Annotated in this window: 11 protein-coding genes; 7 read left to right on the top strand and 4 right to left on the bottom strand. The window is 34.1% G+C overall.

Annotation, left to right across the window (positions count from 1 at the left end; all coding sequences use genetic code 11):
• Positions 1-48: 48 nt before the first annotated feature.
• The 3 genes from EAG11_RS10190 to EAG11_RS10180 all read left to right on the top strand — a co-directional run bounded on the left by EAG11_RS10190 (position 49) and on the right by EAG11_RS10180 (position 2,570).
• Positions 49-954, top strand: a complete 906-nt coding sequence (locus EAG11_RS10190) for a ribonuclease Z (protein WP_129539084.1) — start codon at positions 49-51, stop codon at positions 952-954.
• A 288-nt stretch (positions 955-1,242) separates the two neighbouring features.
• Entirely contained in the window at positions 1,243-1,887 is a 645-nt protein-coding gene (pdxH, locus tag EAG11_RS10185) for a pyridoxamine 5'-phosphate oxidase (RefSeq protein ID WP_129539083.1), read from the top strand.
• A 173-nt stretch (positions 1,888-2,060) separates the two neighbouring features.
• Entirely contained in the window at positions 2,061-2,570 is a 510-nt protein-coding gene (locus tag EAG11_RS10180) for a CAP domain-containing protein (RefSeq protein ID WP_242499335.1), read from the top strand.
• Between the two features lie 543 nt (positions 2,571-3,113).
• On the opposite strand, the gene EAG11_RS10175 is transcribed toward EAG11_RS10180, so the two are convergent.
• From EAG11_RS10175 to EAG11_RS10160, 4 genes are all read right to left on the bottom strand, one after another.
• Entirely contained in the window at positions 3,114-5,048 is a 1,935-nt protein-coding gene (locus EAG11_RS10175) for an OmpA family protein (RefSeq protein WP_129539082.1), read from the bottom strand.
• An 11-nt stretch (positions 5,049-5,059) separates the two neighbouring features.
• Positions 5,060-5,977: a type IX secretion system membrane protein PorP/SprF gene (locus EAG11_RS10170; protein ID WP_129539081.1), complete on the bottom strand. Its 918-nt coding sequence runs from the start codon at positions 5,975-5,977 to the stop codon at positions 5,060-5,062.
• A 157-nt stretch (positions 5,978-6,134) separates the two neighbouring features.
• Entirely contained in the window at positions 6,135-16,346 is a 10,212-nt protein-coding gene (locus EAG11_RS10165; RefSeq protein WP_129539080.1) for an Ig-like domain-containing protein, read from the bottom strand.
• Between the two features lie 37 nt (positions 16,347-16,383).
• Positions 16,384-16,962: a hypothetical protein gene (locus tag EAG11_RS10160; protein WP_129539079.1), complete on the bottom strand. Its 579-nt coding sequence runs from the start codon at positions 16,960-16,962 to the stop codon at positions 16,384-16,386.
• A gap of 658 nt (positions 16,963-17,620) precedes the next feature.
• On the opposite strand from EAG11_RS10160, the gene EAG11_RS10155 reads away from it, so the two are divergent.
• The 4 genes from EAG11_RS10155 to EAG11_RS10140 all read left to right on the top strand — a co-directional run bounded on the left by EAG11_RS10155 (position 17,621) and on the right by EAG11_RS10140 (position 21,883).
• Positions 17,621-18,106 carry a histidine phosphatase family protein gene (locus EAG11_RS10155; protein ID WP_129539078.1) on the top strand — a complete coding sequence of 162 codons (486 nt, stop codon included), beginning with the start codon at positions 17,621-17,623 and terminating at the stop codon, positions 18,104-18,106.
• Positions 18,103-20,190 (top strand): polyphosphate kinase 1, encoded by a 2,088-nt coding sequence (gene ppk1, locus EAG11_RS10150; RefSeq protein WP_129539077.1) that lies wholly within the window; start codon positions 18,103-18,105, stop codon positions 20,188-20,190. Before EAG11_RS10155 ends, ppk1 begins: the two co-directional genes overlap by 4 nt.
• A gap of 43 nt (positions 20,191-20,233) precedes the next feature.
• Positions 20,234-21,124 carry a Ppx/GppA phosphatase family protein gene (locus EAG11_RS10145; protein ID WP_129539076.1) on the top strand — a complete coding sequence of 297 codons (891 nt, stop codon included), beginning with the start codon at positions 20,234-20,236 and terminating at the stop codon, positions 21,122-21,124.
• A gap of 162 nt (positions 21,125-21,286) precedes the next feature.
• Positions 21,287-21,883: a TMEM175 family protein gene (locus EAG11_RS10140; protein ID WP_129539075.1), complete on the top strand. Its 597-nt coding sequence runs from the start codon at positions 21,287-21,289 to the stop codon at positions 21,881-21,883.
• The last annotated feature ends 31 nt before the right edge of the window (positions 21,884-21,914 follow it).

Below are 21,914 nucleotides of genomic sequence, written 5' to 3'. Positions count from 1 at the left end.
GATGTTTTATTCATAAACGATTTACCCAATAAACAAATAAAAATAAAATTGAAATTAACAATATTAGGCTGTTATGCCGCTACTCCAAGAACTTTTACCAATCCAACTTCGCAGGTATTAGAAATAAAAAACAGATTGTTTCTTATTGATTGTGGAGAAGGAACCCAGGTACAATTGCGTAAAAACAAGGTCAAATTCTCTAAGATAAATCATGTTTTTATTTCGCATTTACATGGAGACCATTTCTTTGGACTCATCGGGTTAATATCTACATTTAGCCTTTTAGGACGTACTACCGATTTGCATATTCATGGTCCAAAAGGAATAAAAGAAATCATATTATTACAACTTAAATTATCGAGTTCATGGACAAACTATGGTTTGTACTTTCATGAATTAGAGTCAGATAAAAGTGAAGTCGTTTTTGAAGATCAAAAAGTAATTGTAACGACAATTCCTTTAAATCATCGTGTGTATACTAACGGGTTTTTATTTCAGGAAAAATTAGCTGAAAGGAAACTAGATGTCGATGCAGTTCAGCATTATAATATAGATACGTGTTATTATCAGAAAATTAAAAACGGAGGAGATATAAAGCTGGACGATGGTACTATTATCGCCAACGAAAAACTATCATTAGATCCTCTGCCTCCTAAGAGTTATGCATTTTGCTCAGATACAGTTTATCATGAAGCTGTAATTCCGATTATAAATAATGTAGATGTTTTGTATCATGAAAGTACCTTCTTGCAATCGGAAGAAGCACTGGCTTCAAAAACATTACATTCAACAGCCAAAGAAGCAGCTACAATAGCCTTAAAAGCCAATGCAAAACATTTGGTTCTTGGGCATTATTCAACTAGATATGAAAGTATCGAATTGTTTAAAGAAGAAGCAGAAACTATTTTTCCAAATGTATTATTAGGAGATGATGGAAAAAGCTTTGAATTTTAGCATTGTTTAATGTGAGATGTTAGATGTGAGAATGAGGAAATGAGAGAATAAGATAATAAATGTGTTGTAATTAATATAGTATATAGTCTATATATTATTTGCCTCTATTGAGTCTAACAATCTAAGCAGTCTAATATCTAAGTAGTCTAATATCTAAGTAGTCTAATATCTAAGTAGTCTAAATATCTAAGTAGTCTAAATATTCTAATTAATCTAAGATGTCTAAGTAAGTCTAATAATCTAAGTAGTCTAGCAATCCAACTAGTCTAAAAATAAAAAGTCAAAAATATGAATGATCTAAGTAATTATAGAAAATCCTACGAGAAAAGCGAATTACTGGAAACTACTATTCCAGAAGATCCGATTAACCTTTTTAACAGATGGTTTCATGAAGTAGAAGATTTTGGAGGTGTCGATGAGGTAAATGCAATGACTGTTTCGACAATAGGATTGGATGGTTTTCCTAAATCAAGAGTGGTTTTATTAAAGAAATTCTCTGAAGAAGGCTTTATTTTCTACACTAATTACAATTCTGAAAAAGGAAAGGCAATACAAAATAATCCACATGTTTGTTTGTCTTTTTTTTGGCCAAATTCAGAGCGTCAGGTAATTATAAAAGGTATTGCTACAAAAACGCCTGAGGCTGTCTCTGATGGCTATTTTGATTCTAGACCCGATGGCAGTAAGCTTGGTGCTATTGTCTCTAATCAGAGTGCTGTTATTCCATCGCGTACCTATCTTGAAGAAAATCTAAAAGAGCTGGAGAAAGAATTTGAAGGAAAAGAAATTCCAAGACCTAAACATTGGGGAGGTTTTCTTGTTACTCCAGTTGAGGTAGAGTTTTGGCAAGGGAGACCTAATCGCTTGCATGATAGAATTAGGTATACGGTTCAAGATGATTATTTATGGAAAATAGAACGTCTTTCGTCTTAAATGTAGGAAAATTACATTTTTAAACTAGTTTATGATGTAGTTCATCGGTTTTTTTTGGTATTTCAGCGATAAAAGATGTAGATTTAACTAATGATAAGAAACAAATTTTATAAAAAATACCATTTTTAAGGAGTTTGCCCCACAATCTACTTTAAACTTAAACTACTGATATTATGAGACTAAAAATTCATATTCTATCGCTTATGGTAATAGTGTTTACCATGAATTCTTGTGCATCTGATTCTGTTGATTCAGTTTCAGACAAAGAATCAAGTGTTTCTTCAGAAGTTGTTACTAACTATACCTATAATCAGTCGGAGCTGGAGACAATGAAACTGATTAATGATTATAGAGTTAGTATTGGGTTAAATGAATTAAAAGCAATAAATCATATCTCTTTTAAATCAGAGGAGCATAATATTTATATGATTGCTAATAAAGTGGTTAATCATGATGATTTTGTTGCACGTTCAGAAAATATTATTAAAGTTTTAGGTGCGAAAAAAGTTGCCGAGAATGTAGCTTATAATTATAATACGCCAGAAGCTGTATTAAAAGCTTGGCTTGCAAGTGATGGGCACAAACGTAATATCGAAGGAGATTATACGCATTTTGGTTTAGCAATAAAACTAGATACTGTAAATGGAAGAAAATATTATACCAATATTTTTGCAAAAATATAATTTGAATCTATTTTTTAGAATCTAAGAATAGATATAGAAGAACCCTTTTTATGTTACTGGTTTATTTAAGTTGAGGTTATAGCCGTTATTTTATTAATAACGGCTATTTAATTTGTAGTGTAAAAGCTGTCTTTATGGACAGCTTTTTTTATGTTCTAAAGTTTTGATTAGGTAAAAATAATTTACCGCAATAGGGCATGAATGTTCAGACAAAGGTTTGCAAAGTTCAATCTACAGCTTTACGCTCTTTGCGTTTTTTTCTTTGTGTGCTTTGCGTTAAAGCGAGAATTAAATAAAATAATTAACCGCAAAGATCGCAAAGTTTTGGAATCCATTTAATCCTTTAATCTGTGGCAGAAGAATTAACCGCAAAGAACGCAAAGACTTTCATTAAGGTTCGCAAAGTTTTTGTGCTCTTTGTATTTTTTTCCTTGTGCACTTTGAGTTTAAATAGAATTAGGATATTATCTAAAAATAAAAAACCAGTGAGGTTAATCTCACTGGTTTAAGAATTAATATAAAACTAGGAATTTATTTAATTATTTATAATGCTGTAATAATAAATTCGCTTCGTCTGTTCATTTGATGTTCAGCTTCAGTACATGGTACGCCATCAGAACAACCGTTTACAAGTTGTGTCTCTCCATAACCTTTACCGGTTAATCTGCTTGAAGAAATACCATTTTGAACAAGCCATTTTATGGTTGATTTTGCTCTTCTGTCGGATAAAGCTTCATTGTATTTATGAGTTTGACGACTATCAGTATGCGAACGAATGTCTAATTTCATAGTCGGATGTTCTTTTAAAACATCTAAAATTTTCTCTAAATCTAAGGCTGCTTCTCTACGAATGTTAGACTTATCCAAATCGAAATAAATCATTTTTATACCAAAACATTTACCTAGGTCATCTCCAATTGTTACCACGCATTCTGATTTTTCAAGTGCAATAGATAGTTGGGTTCTGCCGTTTTCTTTTAAGATAGTTACGTTTTGTTCCTTTGTCGTATATTTCTCTTTTTCAGCTCTTAGGTTATATATCAAGCCACATTCAACAGGGAAAGTATAATTTCCATTTTGATCAGAATAGCCTGTGTTTACGATTTTAAAATTGTTGTCGTACAATGTCAATTTTGTGTTTGGTAAAATTTCTCCTGTAGCCAAATCGGTTATCGTTCCATATAATTCCTGAACACAAGCCAATCTTCTTGTTTCTATAAATTTATAGATATCGTCAGATCCCTGACCACCTTCTTTGTTTGATGTAAAGAACCCTCTTCGAGATTTGGTGTCAATTACATAAGCAAAATCATCTTGAGGCGAATTGATATCTGACCCAACGTTTTGGATATTACTCACTCCTTTATCGCTTAGTTTTCCAACAAAAACATCTAATCCTCCAAGTCCAGGATGTCCATCAGAAGCAAAATAAATTTCGTTTTCATCAGTTACAAAAGGGAATGTTTCTTTTCCTTCAGTATTTATTCCAGGTCCTAAATTTTCTGGTGAACTAAATCCTCCATTGGTATTAATAGCTACTTTGTATATATCAGATTGCCCATATGTTCCAGGCATATCCGATGCAAAATATAGTGTTTTTTCATCAGGACTTAATGCCGGATGCCCTGTACTGTAATTATTACTATTAAATGGAACTTCCATTATATTAGTCCATTGGTCATTTTCGAGAGTGGCTTTGTATATTTTTATTAAAGTAATTTTGTTTTCATCTTTTCCTTTTTTACCATCAATATAATTGTTTCTTGTAAAATAAACGGTCTTTCCATCTTTTGTAAAAACAGGAGTAGATTCATGAAACTTAGAGTTTATTTTTGATTTAAATTTTTTCGGAGTATTTGGGTTAAAATCTTGATCAACACCAGATTCGTAAAGATTCGTAAAATATTCACCTGTCCATTTGTGTTTGCGTTGTCCTAAGCTACCTGTATCTCTTGCCGAAGCAAATACGATTTTGTTTTGATAAAAAGCAGTTCCATAATCAGAGTATTTACTATTGATACCAGCATTTTCAATTTTATAACGCCCAGAGTTTAATTTAATTTGTTCAAGATAATTCTTATCATCTTCATAAAGTTTACCTCTAGTGTCTTTTTTAGATTTTTGATTAAATAAATCTAATATCTGATTGGCTTTAGTAACGTCTCCTGTAGATTTTAATGATTGTGCATATCGATAATAATATTCAGGCTCAACTTCAGTATTCATTGCGAACAATTCGGCATACCATTTTGATGCTTTATCAAATTCGGAATTGAAATAATAAGAATTGCCTAGTTTTTTGAACATATCTTCTGATTTGTATCCTTTTTCGGCTACACGTTCATAGGTCTTAATAGCGTCTATATAGGCATAGTTGTCGTATTTCTTGTCTCCAGAAGCAATCTTGCCTTGTTGTGAATAACTGTTTAATGAAAAAACACTTATTATTGTTATGTAGAGGATTGTGAAATTTTTCATAATAAATATTTTTAGAAGAAACGTGGGGTTGTAATTTTTCCGTTGTTTTTGAATATTTCATAGCGCAAGAATATTTCATGCGAGCCAGAATTATAGTTGTTTAAGTTAGTGGTTTCACGATCATAGCCATATCCTATATATAGTCCATCGCTAACTTGAAACCCAACCATAGCACTTAATGCAGCGCTCCATCTGTAGGCTACTCCAACTACAAATTTGTTGATGAACATAAAATTAGCCGAAACATCAACTTGTAATGGAGCTCCCTCTACTATTTTGGTAAGTACAGCAGGTTTAAATTTGATATCTTCATATTTATCTAAATCAAATACATAACCAGCCATAACATAATAATTGATTTTATCTTTATAAATGGCATAATCATTATCGTTATAGCGATTGGTTTCGATAAAGTTTGGGACTGATAAACCTATGTATGCTTTATCAGAGTGATAATAAACCCCAGCTCCAATATTTGGTCTAAAGACACTATTAAAATTTTGAAATTGTGGATCACCTTGATCTGCTGGATTTAATTTATTGATATCTAGATTGAATAAATTACCTGTGGCTTTAATACCAAAGGACAGTTTGTAATTTACAGATGTTTGTATTGTATAAGAAAGGTCTACAGATAGATCATTCTCATTAGTGGGACCAATTTTGTCATTGACTAATGATATTCCTAAACCTAAATTACTGTTGTTAATTGGCGTATTTACCGAAAAACTACTTGTTTCAGGTGCACCATCAAGTCCAACCCATTGAGTACGGTATAAACCAAAAATACTTAGAGCTCCTCGCGACCCAGCATAAGCAGGGTTGATATTTATGGTGTTGTACATGTATTGTGTAAATTGTGCATCTTGTTGAGCGTAACTTACTATAGCTGTAAACATCAAAACGAAAGAAAATAATTTTGTTCTCATAGTAGATATTTATTATTTTATTATTGCAATTGTTTTTCTTGTTTATGATAAAAATGGGTCAATACATTTGTATATCAAAATTACAGATTTTTTTTTCTAAAAACACCTTACTGACAATGTAATCGATGTATTGTCAGTAAGTTGTGTTTTTATTTATTTATCTTGTTAGATATAAATATCCATCTTTTTTATTGGTTTGAATTGCACCGTTTCCATCAACAGAAGTATAAGTTAGAATATAAAAGTACGTTCCTGTTGGAAGTCCAGATGGTTCGCTTATAGTTGTTCTTCCTCTTGAGAATCCTTCAAAAGCATTTGTTGTGTTATTATAGTTTCTAGTTTCAAATACAAGTATTCCCCAACGGTTATATATTTCGACAGTATTATCAGGATAACAGGTTGTATTATCTATATTGTCGATAACAAATTTATCATTGAAGTTATCCCCATTTGGAGAGAATGCATTATGAACTAATATGTTTCCACATCCTAGTACTTTACATTCATCATTCACAGTAAGGTTTACAAATAAGCTTCTTGGGCAAACTTCATCTTGTATTTGATATTCGAATGAGTAAGTACCAACAGGAAGTCCGAATGTGGTAACAGTGCTACCTTGTAAAGCATTGGTGTTATCAGTATCTATCCATGTACCTACAGTAGTTGTGTTTCTTGGTAGTGGAACAAATAAATTAACAGTTGAGTCATCAGCATTACAAGCCTGATCAGGGAAGACCACTCTTGGTTGTATAACTTCACGTTTAATTGTTATTGTTTGTACCAATATGGTTTTATTACCAGCACAATCTGTTAAGGTGTATGTTCTTGTTAGGATATACGGAACGCCTGCACAACTAGTACCTCCATTATTAGAATCGCTTACTGTTATGTTTACAGTTTCGCTACAGTTATCAGCAGCGTCTGTTATAGCATTCGGATTCGCTACAGGAATATCTGATATGTTCACTAGGTTTGTAATATCAGCTGGTGCAGTTCCTGTAGGAGGAGTAGTGTCTTTTACTGTAATTATTTGAGTAAACGAAACGGTATTACCAGAACAATCACTAGCTGTCCATTTGCGAGTTAATATATAGTTTGTACTACATTCGTTTTCAATATTACTTTTTGTTTCTGTATAAACTACAGGAATATCAAGGTTACAATTATCTGATGCAGTTATATTAGCAGCTTGAGGAACGTTATCACACGATACAAGCATATCAGTAGGAAGCTCTCCATTAAATGTTGGTTTAGTAGTATCTTCAATTGTAATCACTTGCGTGAAAGTATCAGAAATATTACCACAATTATCAGTAGCAGTCCAAGTGTTAGTGTATGTTCCAGAGTTAGCACAAGATTCAGATGCTACAAACTGTCCGCTTACTTTTGTAATGTTTACTACATCAGTATCACAATTATCAGTTGCTGTTGGGAAAGTTGCCTGAGCAGTTGCCAATCCACTAGCATCACTACATTGTAATGTGATATTTAGATCAGTTGCATTAGTTGACCAAGTTGGTTTAGTAGTGTCTTCAATAGTAATCACTTGCGTGAAAGTATCAGAAACATTACCACAATTATCCGTAACAGTCCAAGTGTTAGTGTATGTTCCAGAGTTGGCACAAGATTCAGATGCTACAAACTGACCGCTTACTTTTGTAATGTTTGCTACATCAGTATCACAATTATCAGTTGCTGTTGGGAAAGTTGCTTGGGCAGTTGCTAATCCACTAGCATCGCTACATTGTAATGTGATATTTAGATCAGTTGCATTAGTTGACCAAGTTGGTTTAGTAGTATCTTCAATAGTAATCACTTGCGTGAAAGTATCAGAAAAATTACCACAATTATCTGTAACAGTCCAAGTGTTAGTGTATGTTCCAGAGTTAGCACAAGATTCAGATGCTACAAACTGTCCGCTTACTTTTGTAATGTTTGCTACATCAGTATCACAATTATCAGTTGCTGTTGGGAAAGTTGCTTGGGCAGTTGCTAATCCACTAGCATCGCTACATTGTAATGTGATATTTAGATCAGTTGCATTAGTTGACCAAGTTGGTTTAGTAGTATCTTCAATTGTAATCACTTGCGTGAAAGTATCAGAAATATTACCACAATTATCAGTAGCAGTCCAAGTGTTAGTGTATGTTCCAGAGTTGGCACAAGATTCAGATGCTACAAACTGTCCGCTTACTTTTGTAATGTTTGCTACATCAGTATCACAATTATCAGTTGCTGTTGGGAAAGTTGCTTGGGCAGTTGCCAATCCACTAGCATCGCTACATTGTAATGTGATATTTAGATCAGTTGCATTAGTTGACCAAGTTGGTTTAGTAGTATCTTCAATAGTAATCACTTGCGTGAAAGTATCAGAAATATTACCACAATTATCAGTAGCAGTCCAAGTGTTAGTGTATGTTCCAGAGTTGGCACAAGATTCAGATGCTACAAACTGTCCGCTTACTTTTGTAATGTTTGCTACATCAGTATCACAATTATCAGTTGCTGTTGGGAAAGTTGCTTGGGCAGTTGCCAATCCACTAGCATCGCTACATTGTAATGTGATATTTAGATCAGTTGCATTAGTTGACCAAGTTGGTTTAGTAGTATCTTCAATAGTAATCACTTGCGTGAAAGTATCAGAAACATTACCACAATTATCTGTAACAGTCCAAGTGTTGGTGTATGTTCCAGAGTTAGCACAAGATTCAGAAGCTACAAACTGACCGCTTACTTTTGTAATGTTTGCTACATCAGTATCACAATTATCAGTTGCTGTTGGGAAAGTTGCTTGGGCAGTTGCCAATCCACTAGCATCGCTACATTGTAATGTGATATTTAGATCAGTTGCATTAGTTGACCAAGTTGGTTTAGTAGTATCTTCAATAGTAATCACTTGCGTGAAAGTATCAGAAACATTACCACAATTATCTGTAACAGTCCAAGTGTTAGTGTATGTTCCAGAGTTAGCACAAGATTCAGATGCTACAAACTGTCCGCTTACTTTTGTAATGTTTGCTACATCAGTATCACAATTATCAGTTGCTGTTGGGAAAGTTGCCTGAGCAGTTGCCAATCCACTAGAATCGCTACATTGTAATGTGATATTTAGATCAGTTGCATTAGTTGACCAAGTTGGTTTAGTAGTGTCTTCAATAGTAATCACTTGCGTGAAAGTATCAGAAACATTACCACAATTATCTGTAACAGTCCAAGTGTTAGTATATGTTCCAGAGTTAGCACAAGATTCAGATGCTACAAACTGTCCGCTTACTTTTGTAATGTTTGCTACATCAGTATCACAATTATCAGTTGCTGTTGGGAAAGTTGCCTGAGCAGTTGCCAATCCACTAGCATCGCTACATTGTAATGTGATATTTAGATCAGTTGCATTAGTTGACCAAGTTGGTTTAGTAGTGTCTTCAATAGTAATCACTTGCGTGAAAGTATCAGAAACATTACCACAATTATCTGTAACAGTCCAAGTGTTAGTATATGTTCCAGAGTTAGCACAAGATTCAGATGCTACAAACTGTCCGCTTACTTTTGTAATGTTTGCTACATCAGTATCACAATTATCAGTTGCTGTTGGGAAAGTTGCCTGAGCAGTTGCCAATCCACTAGCATCGCTACATTGTAATGTGATATTTAGATCAGTTGCATTAGTTGACCAAGTTGGTTTAGTAGTGTCTTCAATAGTAATCACTTGCGTGAAAGCTGCAGTAATATTACCACAATCGTCTTTAGCAACCCATGTATTGGTGTAAGTTCCAGCATTAGCACATGATTGTGATGGTGAAAACTGACCACTTGTTTTGGTATAAGTTACTATTGAACAATTTGCTGTAGCGGTAGGTGCTTGATTTTGTGCATTGATTAATCCTTCATTATCACTACACTGTAATGTAATGTCTAATGTTCCAACTTGCGTAATCCAATTTGGAATAGCAGTATCTTCAACAGTGATTACTTGTGTAAATGTATCCGAAATATTACCACAACTGTCAGTTGCTGTCCATGTGTTAGTGTATGTTCCTGTACTTCCACAAACTCCTCTTTGGAAAACACCAGTAGTTTTTGTATAAGTCACCGTTCCTGCACAATTATCAGTAGCAACTGGAGCATTAGCTTGAGCAGTATTTAATCCTTCAGTATCACTGCATTGTAGCGTTACATCAAGCGCAGTTGGAGCCGTTGTCCATGCTGGCGCAGTTGTATCTTGAATAGTAATTACTTGTGTAAATACATTTGATATATTAGTACAAACATCAGTAGCTGTCCAGGTATTAGTATATGTTCCAGAGTTTACACAATTGCCTTGGGCAAAAGTTCCACTTACTTTAGTATACGTTACTGTTCCACCACAATTATCAGTAGCAACTGGGGCACTCGCTTGTGCAGTTGTTAATCCAGCAGTATCACTACACTCAAGAGTAACATCAAGCGCAGTAGGAGCGGTAGTCCAAGTAGGAGCTGTTGTATCTTGAATAGTGATTGTTTGAGTAAATACATTTGATATATTAGTACAAACATCAGTAGCTGTCCAAGTATTAGTATATGTTCCAGAGTTTACACAGTTGCCTTGAGCAAAAGTTCCACTTACTTTAGTATACGTTACTGTTCCACCACAATTATCAGTAGCAACTGGGGCACTCGCTTGTGCAGTTGTTAATCCAGCAGTATCGCTACACTCAAGAGTAACATCAAGCGCAGTTGGAGCGGTAGTCCAAGTAGGAGCTGTTGTATCTTGAATAGTGATTGTTTGAGTAAATACATTTGATATATTAGTACAAACATCAGTAGCTGTCCAAGTATTAGTATATGTTCCAGAGTTTACACAGTTGCCTTGAGCAAAAGTTCCACTTACTTTAGTATACGTTACTGTTCCACCACAATTATCAGTAGCAACTGGGGCACTCGCTTGTGCAGTTGTTAATCCAGTAGTATCGCTACATTCAAGAGTAACATCAAGCGCAGTTGGAGCCGTTGTCCATGCTGGCGCAGTAGTATCTTGAATAGTAATTACTTGTGTAAATACATTTGATATATTAGTACAAACATCAGTAGCTGTCCAAGTATTAGTATATGTTCCAGAGTTTACACAGTTGCCTTGGGCAAAAGTTCCACTTACTTTAGTATACGTTACTGTTCCACCACAATTATCAGTAGCAACTGGGGCACTCGCTTGTGCAGTTGTTAATCCAGTAGTATCGCTACATTCAAGAGTAACATCAAGCGCAGTTGGAGCCGTTGTCCATGCTGGCGCAGTAGTATCTTGAATAGTAATTACTTGTGTAAATACATTTGATATATTAGTACAAACATCAGTAGCTGTCCAAGTATTAGTATATGTTCCAGAGTTTACACAGTTGCCTTGGGCAAAAGTTCCACTTACTTTAGTATACGTTACTGTTCCACCACAATTATCAGTAGCAACTGGGGCACTCGCTTGTGCAGTTGTTAATCCAGCAGTATCGCTACATTCAAGAGTAACATCAAGCGCAGTTGGAGCCGTTGTCCATGCTGGCGCAGTAGTATCTTGAATAGTAATTACTTGTGTAAATACATTTGATATATTAGTACAAACATCAGTAGCTGTCCAGGTATTAGTATATGTTCCAGAGTTTATACAGTTGCCTTGGGCAAAAGTCCCACTTACTTTAGTATACGTTACTGTTCCACCACAATTATCAGTAGCAACTGGGGCACTCGCTTGTGCAGTTGTTAATCCAGCAGTATCACTACATTCAAGAGTTACATCAAGCGCAGTTGGAGCCGTTGTCCATGCTGGCGCTGTTGTATCTTGAATAGTAATTACTTGTGTAAATACATTTGATATATTAGTACAAACATCAGTAGCTGTCCAGGTATTAGTATATGTTCCAGAGTTTACACAGTTGCCTTGGGCAAAAGTTCCACTTACTTTAGTATACGTTACTGTTCCACCACAATTATCAGTAGCAACTGGGGCACTCGCTTGTGCAGTTGTTAATCCAGCAGTATCACTACATTCAAGAGTAACATCAAGCGCAGTAGGAGCGGTAGTCCAAGTAGGAGCTGTTGTATCTTGAATAGTAATTACTTGTGTAAATACATTTGATATATTAGTACAAACATCAGTAGCTGTCCAAGTATTAGTATATGTTCCAGAGTTTACACAGTTGCCTTGGGCAAAAGTTCCACTTACTTTAGTATACGTTACTGTTCCACCACAATTATCAGTAGCAACTGGGGCACTCGCTTGAGCAGTTGTTAATCCAGCAGTATCGCTACATTCAAGAGTAACATCAAGCGCAGTTGGAGCGGTAGTCCAAGTAGGAGCTGTTGTATCTTGAATAGTAATTACTTGTGTAAATACATTTGATATATTAGTACAAACATCAGTAGCTGTCCAAGTATTAGTATATGTTCCAGAGTTTATACAGTTGCCTTGGGCAAAAGTTCCACTTACTTTAGTATACGTTACTGTTCCACCACAATTATCAGTAGCAACTGGGGCACTCGCTTGAGCAGTTGTTAATCCAGCAGTATCGCTACATTCAAGAGTAACATCAAGCGCAGTTGGAGCGGTAGTCCAAGTAGGAGCTGTTGTATCTTGAATAGTAATTACTTGTGTAAATACATTTGATATATTAGTACAAACATCAGTAGCTGTCCAAGTATTAGTATATGTTCCAGAGTTTATACAGTTGCCTTGGGCAAAAGTTCCACTTACTTTAGTATACGTTACTGTTCCACCACAATTATCAGTAGCAACTGGGGCACTCGCTTGTGCAGTTGTTAATCCAGCAGTATCGCTACATTCAAGAGTAACATCAAGCGCAGTAGGAGCGGTAGTCCATGTTGGCGCAGTTGTATCTTGAATAGTAATTACTTGTGTAAACACATTTGATATATTAGTACAAACATCAGTAGCTGTCCAAGTATTAGTATATGTTCCAGAGTTTACACAGTTGCCTTGGGCAAAAGTTCCACTTACTTTAGTATACGTTACTGTTCCACCACAATTATCAGTAGCAACTGGGGCACTCGCTTGAGCAGTTGTTAATCCAGCAGTATCACTACATTCAAGAGTAACATCAAGCGCAGTTGGAGCCGTTGTCCATGCTGGCGCTGTTGTATCTTGAATAGTTATTGTTTGAGTAAAAGTATTAGAAGAGTTGTTACAAACATCTTTAGCAATCCAAGTATTAGTATACGTTCCAGCATTAGCACAAGTTGAAGAAACAGCGAAAGCTCCACTTACTTTAGTATAAGTCACCGTTCCACCGCAATTATCAGTTGCTACAGGAGCACTTGCTTGAGCAGTAGTTAAACCAGCAGTATCGCTACATTGAAGTGTTACATTAAGCGCAGTAGGAGCGGTAGTCCAAGTAGGAGCCGTCGTATCTTGAATAGTTATTGTTTGAGTAAAAGTATTAGAAGAGTTGTTACAAACATCTTTAGCAATCCAAGTATTAGTATACGTTCCAGCATTAGCACAAGTTGAAGAAACAGCGAAAGCTCCACTTACTTTAGTATATGTTACTGTTCCACCACAATTATCAGTTGCTACAGGAGCACTTGCTTGAGCAGTACTTAAACCAGCAGTATCGCTACATTGAAGCGTAACATTAAGCGCAGTAGGAGCGGTAGTCCAAGTAGGAGCCGTCGTATCTTGAATAGTTATTGTTTGAGTAAAAGTATTAGAAGAGTTGTTACAAACATCTTTAGCAATCCAAGTATTAGTATACGTTCCAGCATTAGCACAAGTTGAAGAAACAGCGAAAGCTCCACTTACTTTAGTATAAGTCACCGTTCCACCGCAATTATCAGTTGCTACAGGAGCACTTGCTTGAGCAGTAGTTAAACCAGCAGTATCGCTACATTGAAGTGTTACATTAAGCGCAGTAGGAGCGGTAGTCCAAGTAGGAGCCGTCGTATCTTGAATAGTTATTGTTTGAGTAAAAGTATTAGAAGAGTTGTTACAAACATCTTTAGCAATCCAAGTATTGGTGTATGTTCCAGCATTAGCACAAGTTGAAGAAACAGCGAAAGCTCCACTTACTTTAGTATAAGTCACCGTTCCACCGCAATTATCAGTTGCTACAGGAGCACTTGCTTGAGCAGTAGTTAAACCAGCAGTATCGCTACATTGAAGTGTTACATTAAGCGCAGTAGGAGCGGTAGTCCAAGTAGGAGCCGTCGTATCTTGAATAGTTATTGTTTGAGTAAAAGTATTAGAAGAGTTGTTACAAACATCTTTAGCAATCCAAGTATTAGTATACGTTCCAGCATTAGCACAAGTTGAAGAAACAGCGAAAGCTCCACTTACTTTAGTATATGTTACTGTTCCACCACAATTATCAGTTGCTACAGGAGCACTTGCTTGAGCAGTACTTAAACCAGCAGTATCGCTACATTGAAGCGTAACATTAAGCGCAGTAGGAGCGGTAGTCCAAGTAGGAGCCGTCGTATCTTGAATAGTTATTGTTTGAGTAAAAGTATTAGAAGAGTTGTTACAAACATCTTTAGCAATCCAAGTATTAGTATACGTTCCAGCATTAGCACAAGTTGAAGAAACAGCGAAAGCTCCACTTACTTTAGTATAAGTCACCGTTCCACCACAATTATCAGTTGCTACAGGAGCACTTGCTTGAGCAGTAGCCAAACCAGCAGTATCGCTACATTGAAGCGTTACATTCAGTGCAGTTGGAGCGGTAGTCCAAGTAGGAGCCGTCGTATCTTGAATAGTTATTGTTTGAGTGGCGGTTACATTACCACAACCTGCAGTAACTTTAAAAGTTCTCGTTACTATTATTGGGCAAGTACCAGTTGTAGTATCAGAATAGGATATCGTATAAGTACCAATGGAGCCACTATTAGCTAATGATCCTCCAGCAGTATTTAATTGCGCAAGGGTTATGGTTGCACTTGCCGAACTGAAAGGAAGTCCTGTAATTGCATTAGTTCCACAACCTGTGAGAGTTGCATTTACAGGTGCTACTAAAGCAGCTGCAGGGCTAATAGTTACCACTGATGCTGCAGAAGTTAATTCACAATTTGTACTACCATTTTTTACTTTTACTGTGTATGAACCACTTGCGGTTGCAACTAATGTAGCAGAAGTCTGTCCGTTTATAACGACATTATCTTTAAGCCAAATATAGGTTGGAGAAGTAGCGTTTGTAGTTGCGGTTAATGTTGTTGAACCGCAGGCACTTAAAACTCCAGTAATGACTGGGGCGCACGGAACAAAGTAAGTAGGTGATGTTATAGGGGTAGAACCACTGGCGCAGGCAGAATTTTGATAATTTAAAGTTGATGTACTAACTGTTTGAGTACCACATGCGGTTCCAGTTGGAGTTAATTGATAGTTTAATGTAATAGTTTCAGAATTTAAAAAATCGGCATTCCAGGTAATTACTTGACCAGATGTAGAGGTTGTTCCTTTTGTTGTTGTAATGGCTCCTATTGTAAAGCCAGCTATTACGGTTTCTTTTTCTACTAAACTTTGGGCAACCCAAGAAATTTGAGTTGCTATCTGATTGTATATTGCGGTTAAATTCGCTCCGCTTTGTGTAATATAAGCAGGGCTTCCTTGAATTTGATCTAGAGTGTATTTAGCTACGTATTGATCGCTTCCTACAGTATTTATATTACCAGAAATACCACCAAATAAACCAACCGAAAAGACTTGATTGTTATAGGTGATAGAAGATTTTATAGTAGTTTTTGCATTGGTAGCAGCAGTTATTGCACTGGTTACACAAGTAGAAGTTGTGCTAGTGTTACAACTTGTACTACCGGTAGGTCCCGTTAAGTTCGTTACACCATCAGTTAGCAAAATAATAGCTCTTGAAGTTTCACAATTAAATCTACCATTGGCTTCTAATTCTGTTTCAGCTTTTACTAGACCGTCTTGGATATTTGTCCCGTTTAGAGGCACCAATGCATCAATTTTTGCATTTATAGCAGTTACACCTGCTGGAGTCAAATTAGTTAAACCAATTTCTAGCTTACCAGTTGTTGTGTATGATACGATAGAAATTCGATTATTTGTATTTGAAGAAGCTTGAGTAACATAAGCTTTAGCAGCAGCTTTTGCATAATCCATAGATGTTTTTGTGTCATTATTAATGGCAAAACCCATACTACCAGATACATCAATAACCAGAATTACATCAGAGTTTCGAGTAGGAGGATTTGAACCAGTAATATCTACTTTTACATTAATAACACCACAATTAGTCGCGTTTGCAGTTACTGTTTTGTTTGTGTTTATTGTTTGAGCAAAACCAAATAAAGATGTCAGAAGAAATAATATTACAAAGTATATTTTTTTTATATCTCGTAAATAATTGCTAGAAGAGTGTAATAGTTTTTCCATTTTTAATTATTTTAAGGGAATACTTGATATATTTATTTTAATCATTAGCAGGATTAATGACGTAGGTATGTAAAACAGTAGAAATTGAATAATTTGTACAGTTTTTTGAAGTTGCAGTAATCTGGTTGCAAGACCATTTCTCTACAGGAGTTCCCATTGGTAAAGTAACGTGGATGTAAAAATTTACAGATTGTCCAGCACTTACAGTAATTTGGCTAATAGCATTTTTTTCCGAATCAATAAAATCAGTATTAATAATTACATTTTTAGCCGTAGAACTACCATCGGTATTGGTACAACTGGCATTAATGTTCTTAGCATCCAAAATGTAAGTGTCTGATGATGAACTATTGTTGGTAAGAATCATTGAGTAGTAAGTTCCGTTGGGAGGAGTACTTCTATTATTTCCATTATTTTCAACAACAAGGGTAGCTTTGCAGGAACCACTTTGTGCAAATGAAAATGTTGAAGTTAGTATGACAATTAATACCAAAATAAATTTTGAATTAATTCTTGAAACTGGATTTATATGAATTAAATCTTTTTTTGAATATAAATTTAGCTTACAGAATCCATTAGTTTTTGTTGTCGCTTTAAGAGTAGTTTTAGTTCCCATATTTTTAGCTTTATATTTTATTAAATTTTTAATTTTTTAACATAATCAAAGTTATATAGTCTATTTTTAATTGATTTTTTTTTCCTGCAAATGACTCAAATACTCGTTGAAATGTATTTTTTTGTTATAAAAAACAAAAAAAATAGCCCTTTTTTTTCTGAAATATATTTTTTTTCAAGCCCTTTTTTTTAAAAAAATAGCTCGAAATGAAAAAATAAAACAACACTTAAATGGTTGATAATCAGTCTATTAGTGTGTTTTGTTCGTGAGGTAAAAATCTCGACGAAATACATTTATCATAGATTAAATACATGTTTTATTGAAAATATTTTTGAGATGTTTTTGAAAATATTTCAAAAAGTTAAAATTTAATAGTATTCGTAGTTTGAGTAATTGAGGTCGAAACTGGAAGATTATTATTTAAGAATTTATTATGATGATTTACTATCATAAATTCTTTTAACTACAAAATCTGAAATATAAAAAATCAATAAAAGAGATGTCTTTATGAAATTCTTTTGTAAATTGTAGCTAAAATTTTAAGGCTATTTTTGAGATTTAATCATAAAGTATCTTTTTTTAGTAGTGATTCAAAAAAGGATATATAAGTCATAAAATTTATAAACACATTCCTTGTAAAACAAATAGTATCCGTAATATGAAAAATTTAATATTAATCAGACATGCAAAATCAAGTTGGGAAGCACCTTTGAAAGATTTTGATAGACCTTTGATGAAAAAAGGAATTCATGATGCGCATAACGTTTCAGCTAATATTTCAAATTTTCTGCCTAAGACCTTTTTGATGTGGAGTAGTACCGCTGCAAGGGCCGTAGAAACAGCACTTATTTTTGCACAAAATATTTCATATCCAATAGAAAGTATTATTTACAAAGACGATCTTTATACTTTTGATGAGAAACAATTAGAAAAGGTTATCAAATCGTGTAATAATACTTTCGAAAGTGTTATTCTTTTCGGACATAACGAGGCTATTACAAATTTTGTTAATAAATTTGGGGATGTTTTCATCGACAATGTGCCTACTTCAGGTTTTGTATCATTACAATTTGAAGCAGAAAGTTGGGACAAAATAGATAAAGGCAGAACTCAAAAAACCATTTTCCCTAAAGATTTAAAATGAATACAGTGTACGAACAAAAATATATAGATAGAGAAAAAAGTTGGCTGGCATTTAACGCAAGAGTATTACAAGAAGCAGCTGATATTACAGTACCACTTTTAGACAGATTACGTTTTTTAGGAATTTTTTCGAATAATTTAGATGAGTTTTTTAGAGTTCGTTTTGCCGCTATCCGAAGATTAAGTCTTTCAGGAATATCAGGCGAAAAATACTTAGGAGGAATATCTGCTCAACAATTAGTTAAGGATATTACTGAAATAGTGATTCAGCAACAATCAGAGAGTTTAAGGATATTAAGCAATATTGAAGCAGAACTTGAAACAGAGAATATTTTTATTATTACCGAAAATGAGATTACAAAAGATCAGGAAGAATATTTAAAGAATTTTTTCATTGAGAAATTAAGTCCAGAATTGGTTACAATCATATTAAATGACTTAGCTGAGTTTCCAGTTTTAAAAGATACCTTAGGTTATTTGGCAGTACGTTTAGAGATGAACAATACTGGAGAAGTTAGATATGCTGTAATCGAAATTCCTAAAACCATAAACAGATTTGTTGTTTTACCTTCTCATGATGATAAAAATTATATTATTCTGATAGATGATGTTATTAGGCATAATTTGAGTAGCATTTTCACCATTTTTGATTACAAGAGTGTCTCTGCACATATGATAAAAATTACTCGTGATGCACAGTTAGATATCGATAGTGATTTGAGTAAAAGTATGCTTGAAAAAATAGCTACATCAGTAAAAGATAGACGAATAGGTGAGCCAGTTCGTTTTATTTACGATCAATTAATTGAGCCAGATACATTACAGTTTTTTCTCGAGAAAATGAAAATCATTTCCACAGATAGTATAATCCCTGGGGGAAGATATCATAATCGACGTGATTATATGAATTTTCCTAATTTAGGAAGACATGATTTGTTATATAAAAGAAATTTACCATTGCCAATTCCAGGACTGAGTATGGAAGGAAGTATATTGGAAAAAATTGGAAAAAAAGATTATTTGCTAAATGCACCCTATCAGTCGTTTTCGTACGTAACTAAGTTTTTACGAGAAGCAGCTTTAGATCCAAAAGTTACATCAATTAAGATTACATTATACCGTTTGGCTAAGAATTCTCAAATAATTAGTTCGTTAATCAATGCCGCTAAAAACGGAAAAAAAGTAATAGTACAAATAGAGCTACAGGCTAGATTTGATGAAGCTTCGAATATTTCGTATGCAGAGCAAATGCAAATGGAAGGAATTGACCTTATTTTTGGAATTAAAGGGCTAAAAGTGCATAGTAAAATATGTGTGATTGAAAGAGTTGATGAAGGAAAAACCAAAAGATATGGATTTATTTCGACAGGTAATTTCAATGAATCAACGGCTAAGATTTATACCGATGTTACATTATTTACAAGTCATCAACAAATTCTAAAAGATATTTCTAAGATATTTGAATTCTTTGACATTAATTACAGAGTGCACCGTTACAAACATTTAATAGTATCGCCACATTACACAAGATCTAAATTTGTAAAATTAATCGACAGAGAGATTCTTCATGCGCTAGCAGGTCGTAAGACATATATAAAGCTTAAAATGAATAGTTTATCGGATTATAAAATGATAGATAAATTATACGAGGCGAGTAATGCAGGGGTGAAAATTCAACTACAAGTAAGAGGGATTTGTTCTTTAATTCCTGGAATTCCTGGAATGAGTGAAAATATAGAAGCAATAAGTATTGTTGATAATTATCTGGAGCATTCAAGAGTTTATATTTTTGGTAATGCAGGATTGAGCGAGGTGTATATATCATCAGCCGATTTTATGACAAGAAATCTAGACGGAAGAGTAGAAGTAACTTGTCCAATTTATGATCAAGCAATTAAAAATGAGTTAATAGATAATTTTAATATTGCTTGGAAAGGAAATGTAAAAGTCCGTTTTCATTCTTATAAATTAGATAATAAATACAAAGCTAGAAACCATCATGCCGTATTTAGAGCACAATTAGAAACATACAAATATTATCAAAACAAAGTAAATACTATAGAAGAAGTTGTTTTAAAACAATAATAGTCTTTATAGTAATATGCTAAATTTCAAATCATAAGCGAGAATGATTAAAATAAAAAAATATGGAGCAATCGATATTGGATCAAATGCCATGCGATTGTTAATTTCCAATGTTGTAGAACAAGAGGGGAAGGAACCTCAGTTTAATAAAAGCTCACTAGTACGTGTGCCAATTCGTTTAGGACAAGATGCCTTTACAGTTGGTGAAATATCTCAAGAAAATATTGAAAGAATGTGTGACGCAATGAAGGCATTCAATCTTTTAATGAAAGTACATAAAGTAGAACGTTATATGGCATTTGCAACATCAGCAATGAGAGAAGCCTATAATGGAAAAGAAGTGGTAGAAATAATCAAGAAGAAAGCAGATATAAAGATTGAAATTATCGATGGTAAAAAAGAAGCAGCTATTATTGCTTCAACAGATTTACATCATTTGTTAAAAACAGATCAAACGTATCTTTTTGTAGATGTTGGAGGTGGAAGTACAGAGTTTACACTCTTCTCAAACGGAAAATTGGTTACTTCAAGATCTTTTAAAGCAGGAACTGTGCGATTACTAAACGGAATGGTTTGCGATGTGGTATGGGATGAAATTGAAAAATGGATTAGAACTAATACAGAAGGATACGAAGAAGTTACACTTATAGGGTCAGGGGGGAATATTAATAAATTGTTCAAAATGTCGGGCAAACAGCAAGAAAAACCCTTATCGTATATTTATGTAAACTCACAATATGCTTTCTTAAATTCTCTAACATATGATCAAAGAATTGCTGAATTAGGGCTTAATCCCGATCGTGCCGATGTAATCATTCCAGCAACAAGAATATATCTTAATGCAATGAAATGGAGTGGAGCACGACAAATTTATGTTCCTAAAATTGGTCTTTCAGATGGTATTGTAAAGGCAATGTATTACGGAAAAATATAATTAATTATCTTCTCGCAAAGGCACAAAGAAAACGAAAAAGACTTTACTTCTTTGCGAGAGATTTATTTAGTATCAGTAAATTTAGGCTTAACAGTTCTGCAAGAATATATAGTTATAGTACTTTTATTAACTACAGCCAAGAGTTGTACTATTTAATACTTTATGAATAAAACGAGATTAGAGGCTTTTAGTGACGGTGTTTTGGCAATTATACTGACTATTATGGTTCTGGAGATTAAAGTTCCTCATGAAGAAAGCTTTAAGGATTTAATACCTCTTTTCCCTAAATTTATAAGTTATGTCTTGAGTTTTGTCTATATAGGTATTTACTGGAATAATCATCATTATTTATTACACGGAGTAACCAAAGTCAATGCTAAAATTCTTTGGGCTAATCTGCATTTACTTTTTTGGCTTTCGCTGGTTCCTGTTTCAACTGGTTGGATGGGAGAACATAATTTTGCTAAACCAGCAATGGCATTGTATGGTGCTATATTATTGTTGTCAGCAATTGCATATGTTATATTACAAGAGATTATTGTTTCTAGCGAAGGAAAAAATTCAGCATTAGCAAAAACATTAGGGAAAGATTTAAAAGGGAAAACTTCGGTAGTTTTATATGTAATAGGAATCATTAGCTCTTTCTTTAACGAATGGATTTCAGGAGCATGTTATTTTATAGTGGCATTATTATGGTTAATTCCGGATAAAAGAATTGAAAATATTTTCAGTTCAGCTGAAAAAGCTATCGATTCGTAAAATGCAATAATTTTGTCATTCATAATAAAAC

Origin of the sequence: Flavobacterium sp. 140616W15, from assembly GCF_003668995.1 — a bacterium.
Classification (GTDB): domain Bacteria; phylum Bacteroidota; class Bacteroidia; order Flavobacteriales; family Flavobacteriaceae; genus Flavobacterium.
This window is presented reverse-complemented; position numbering and strand designations above follow the sequence as displayed.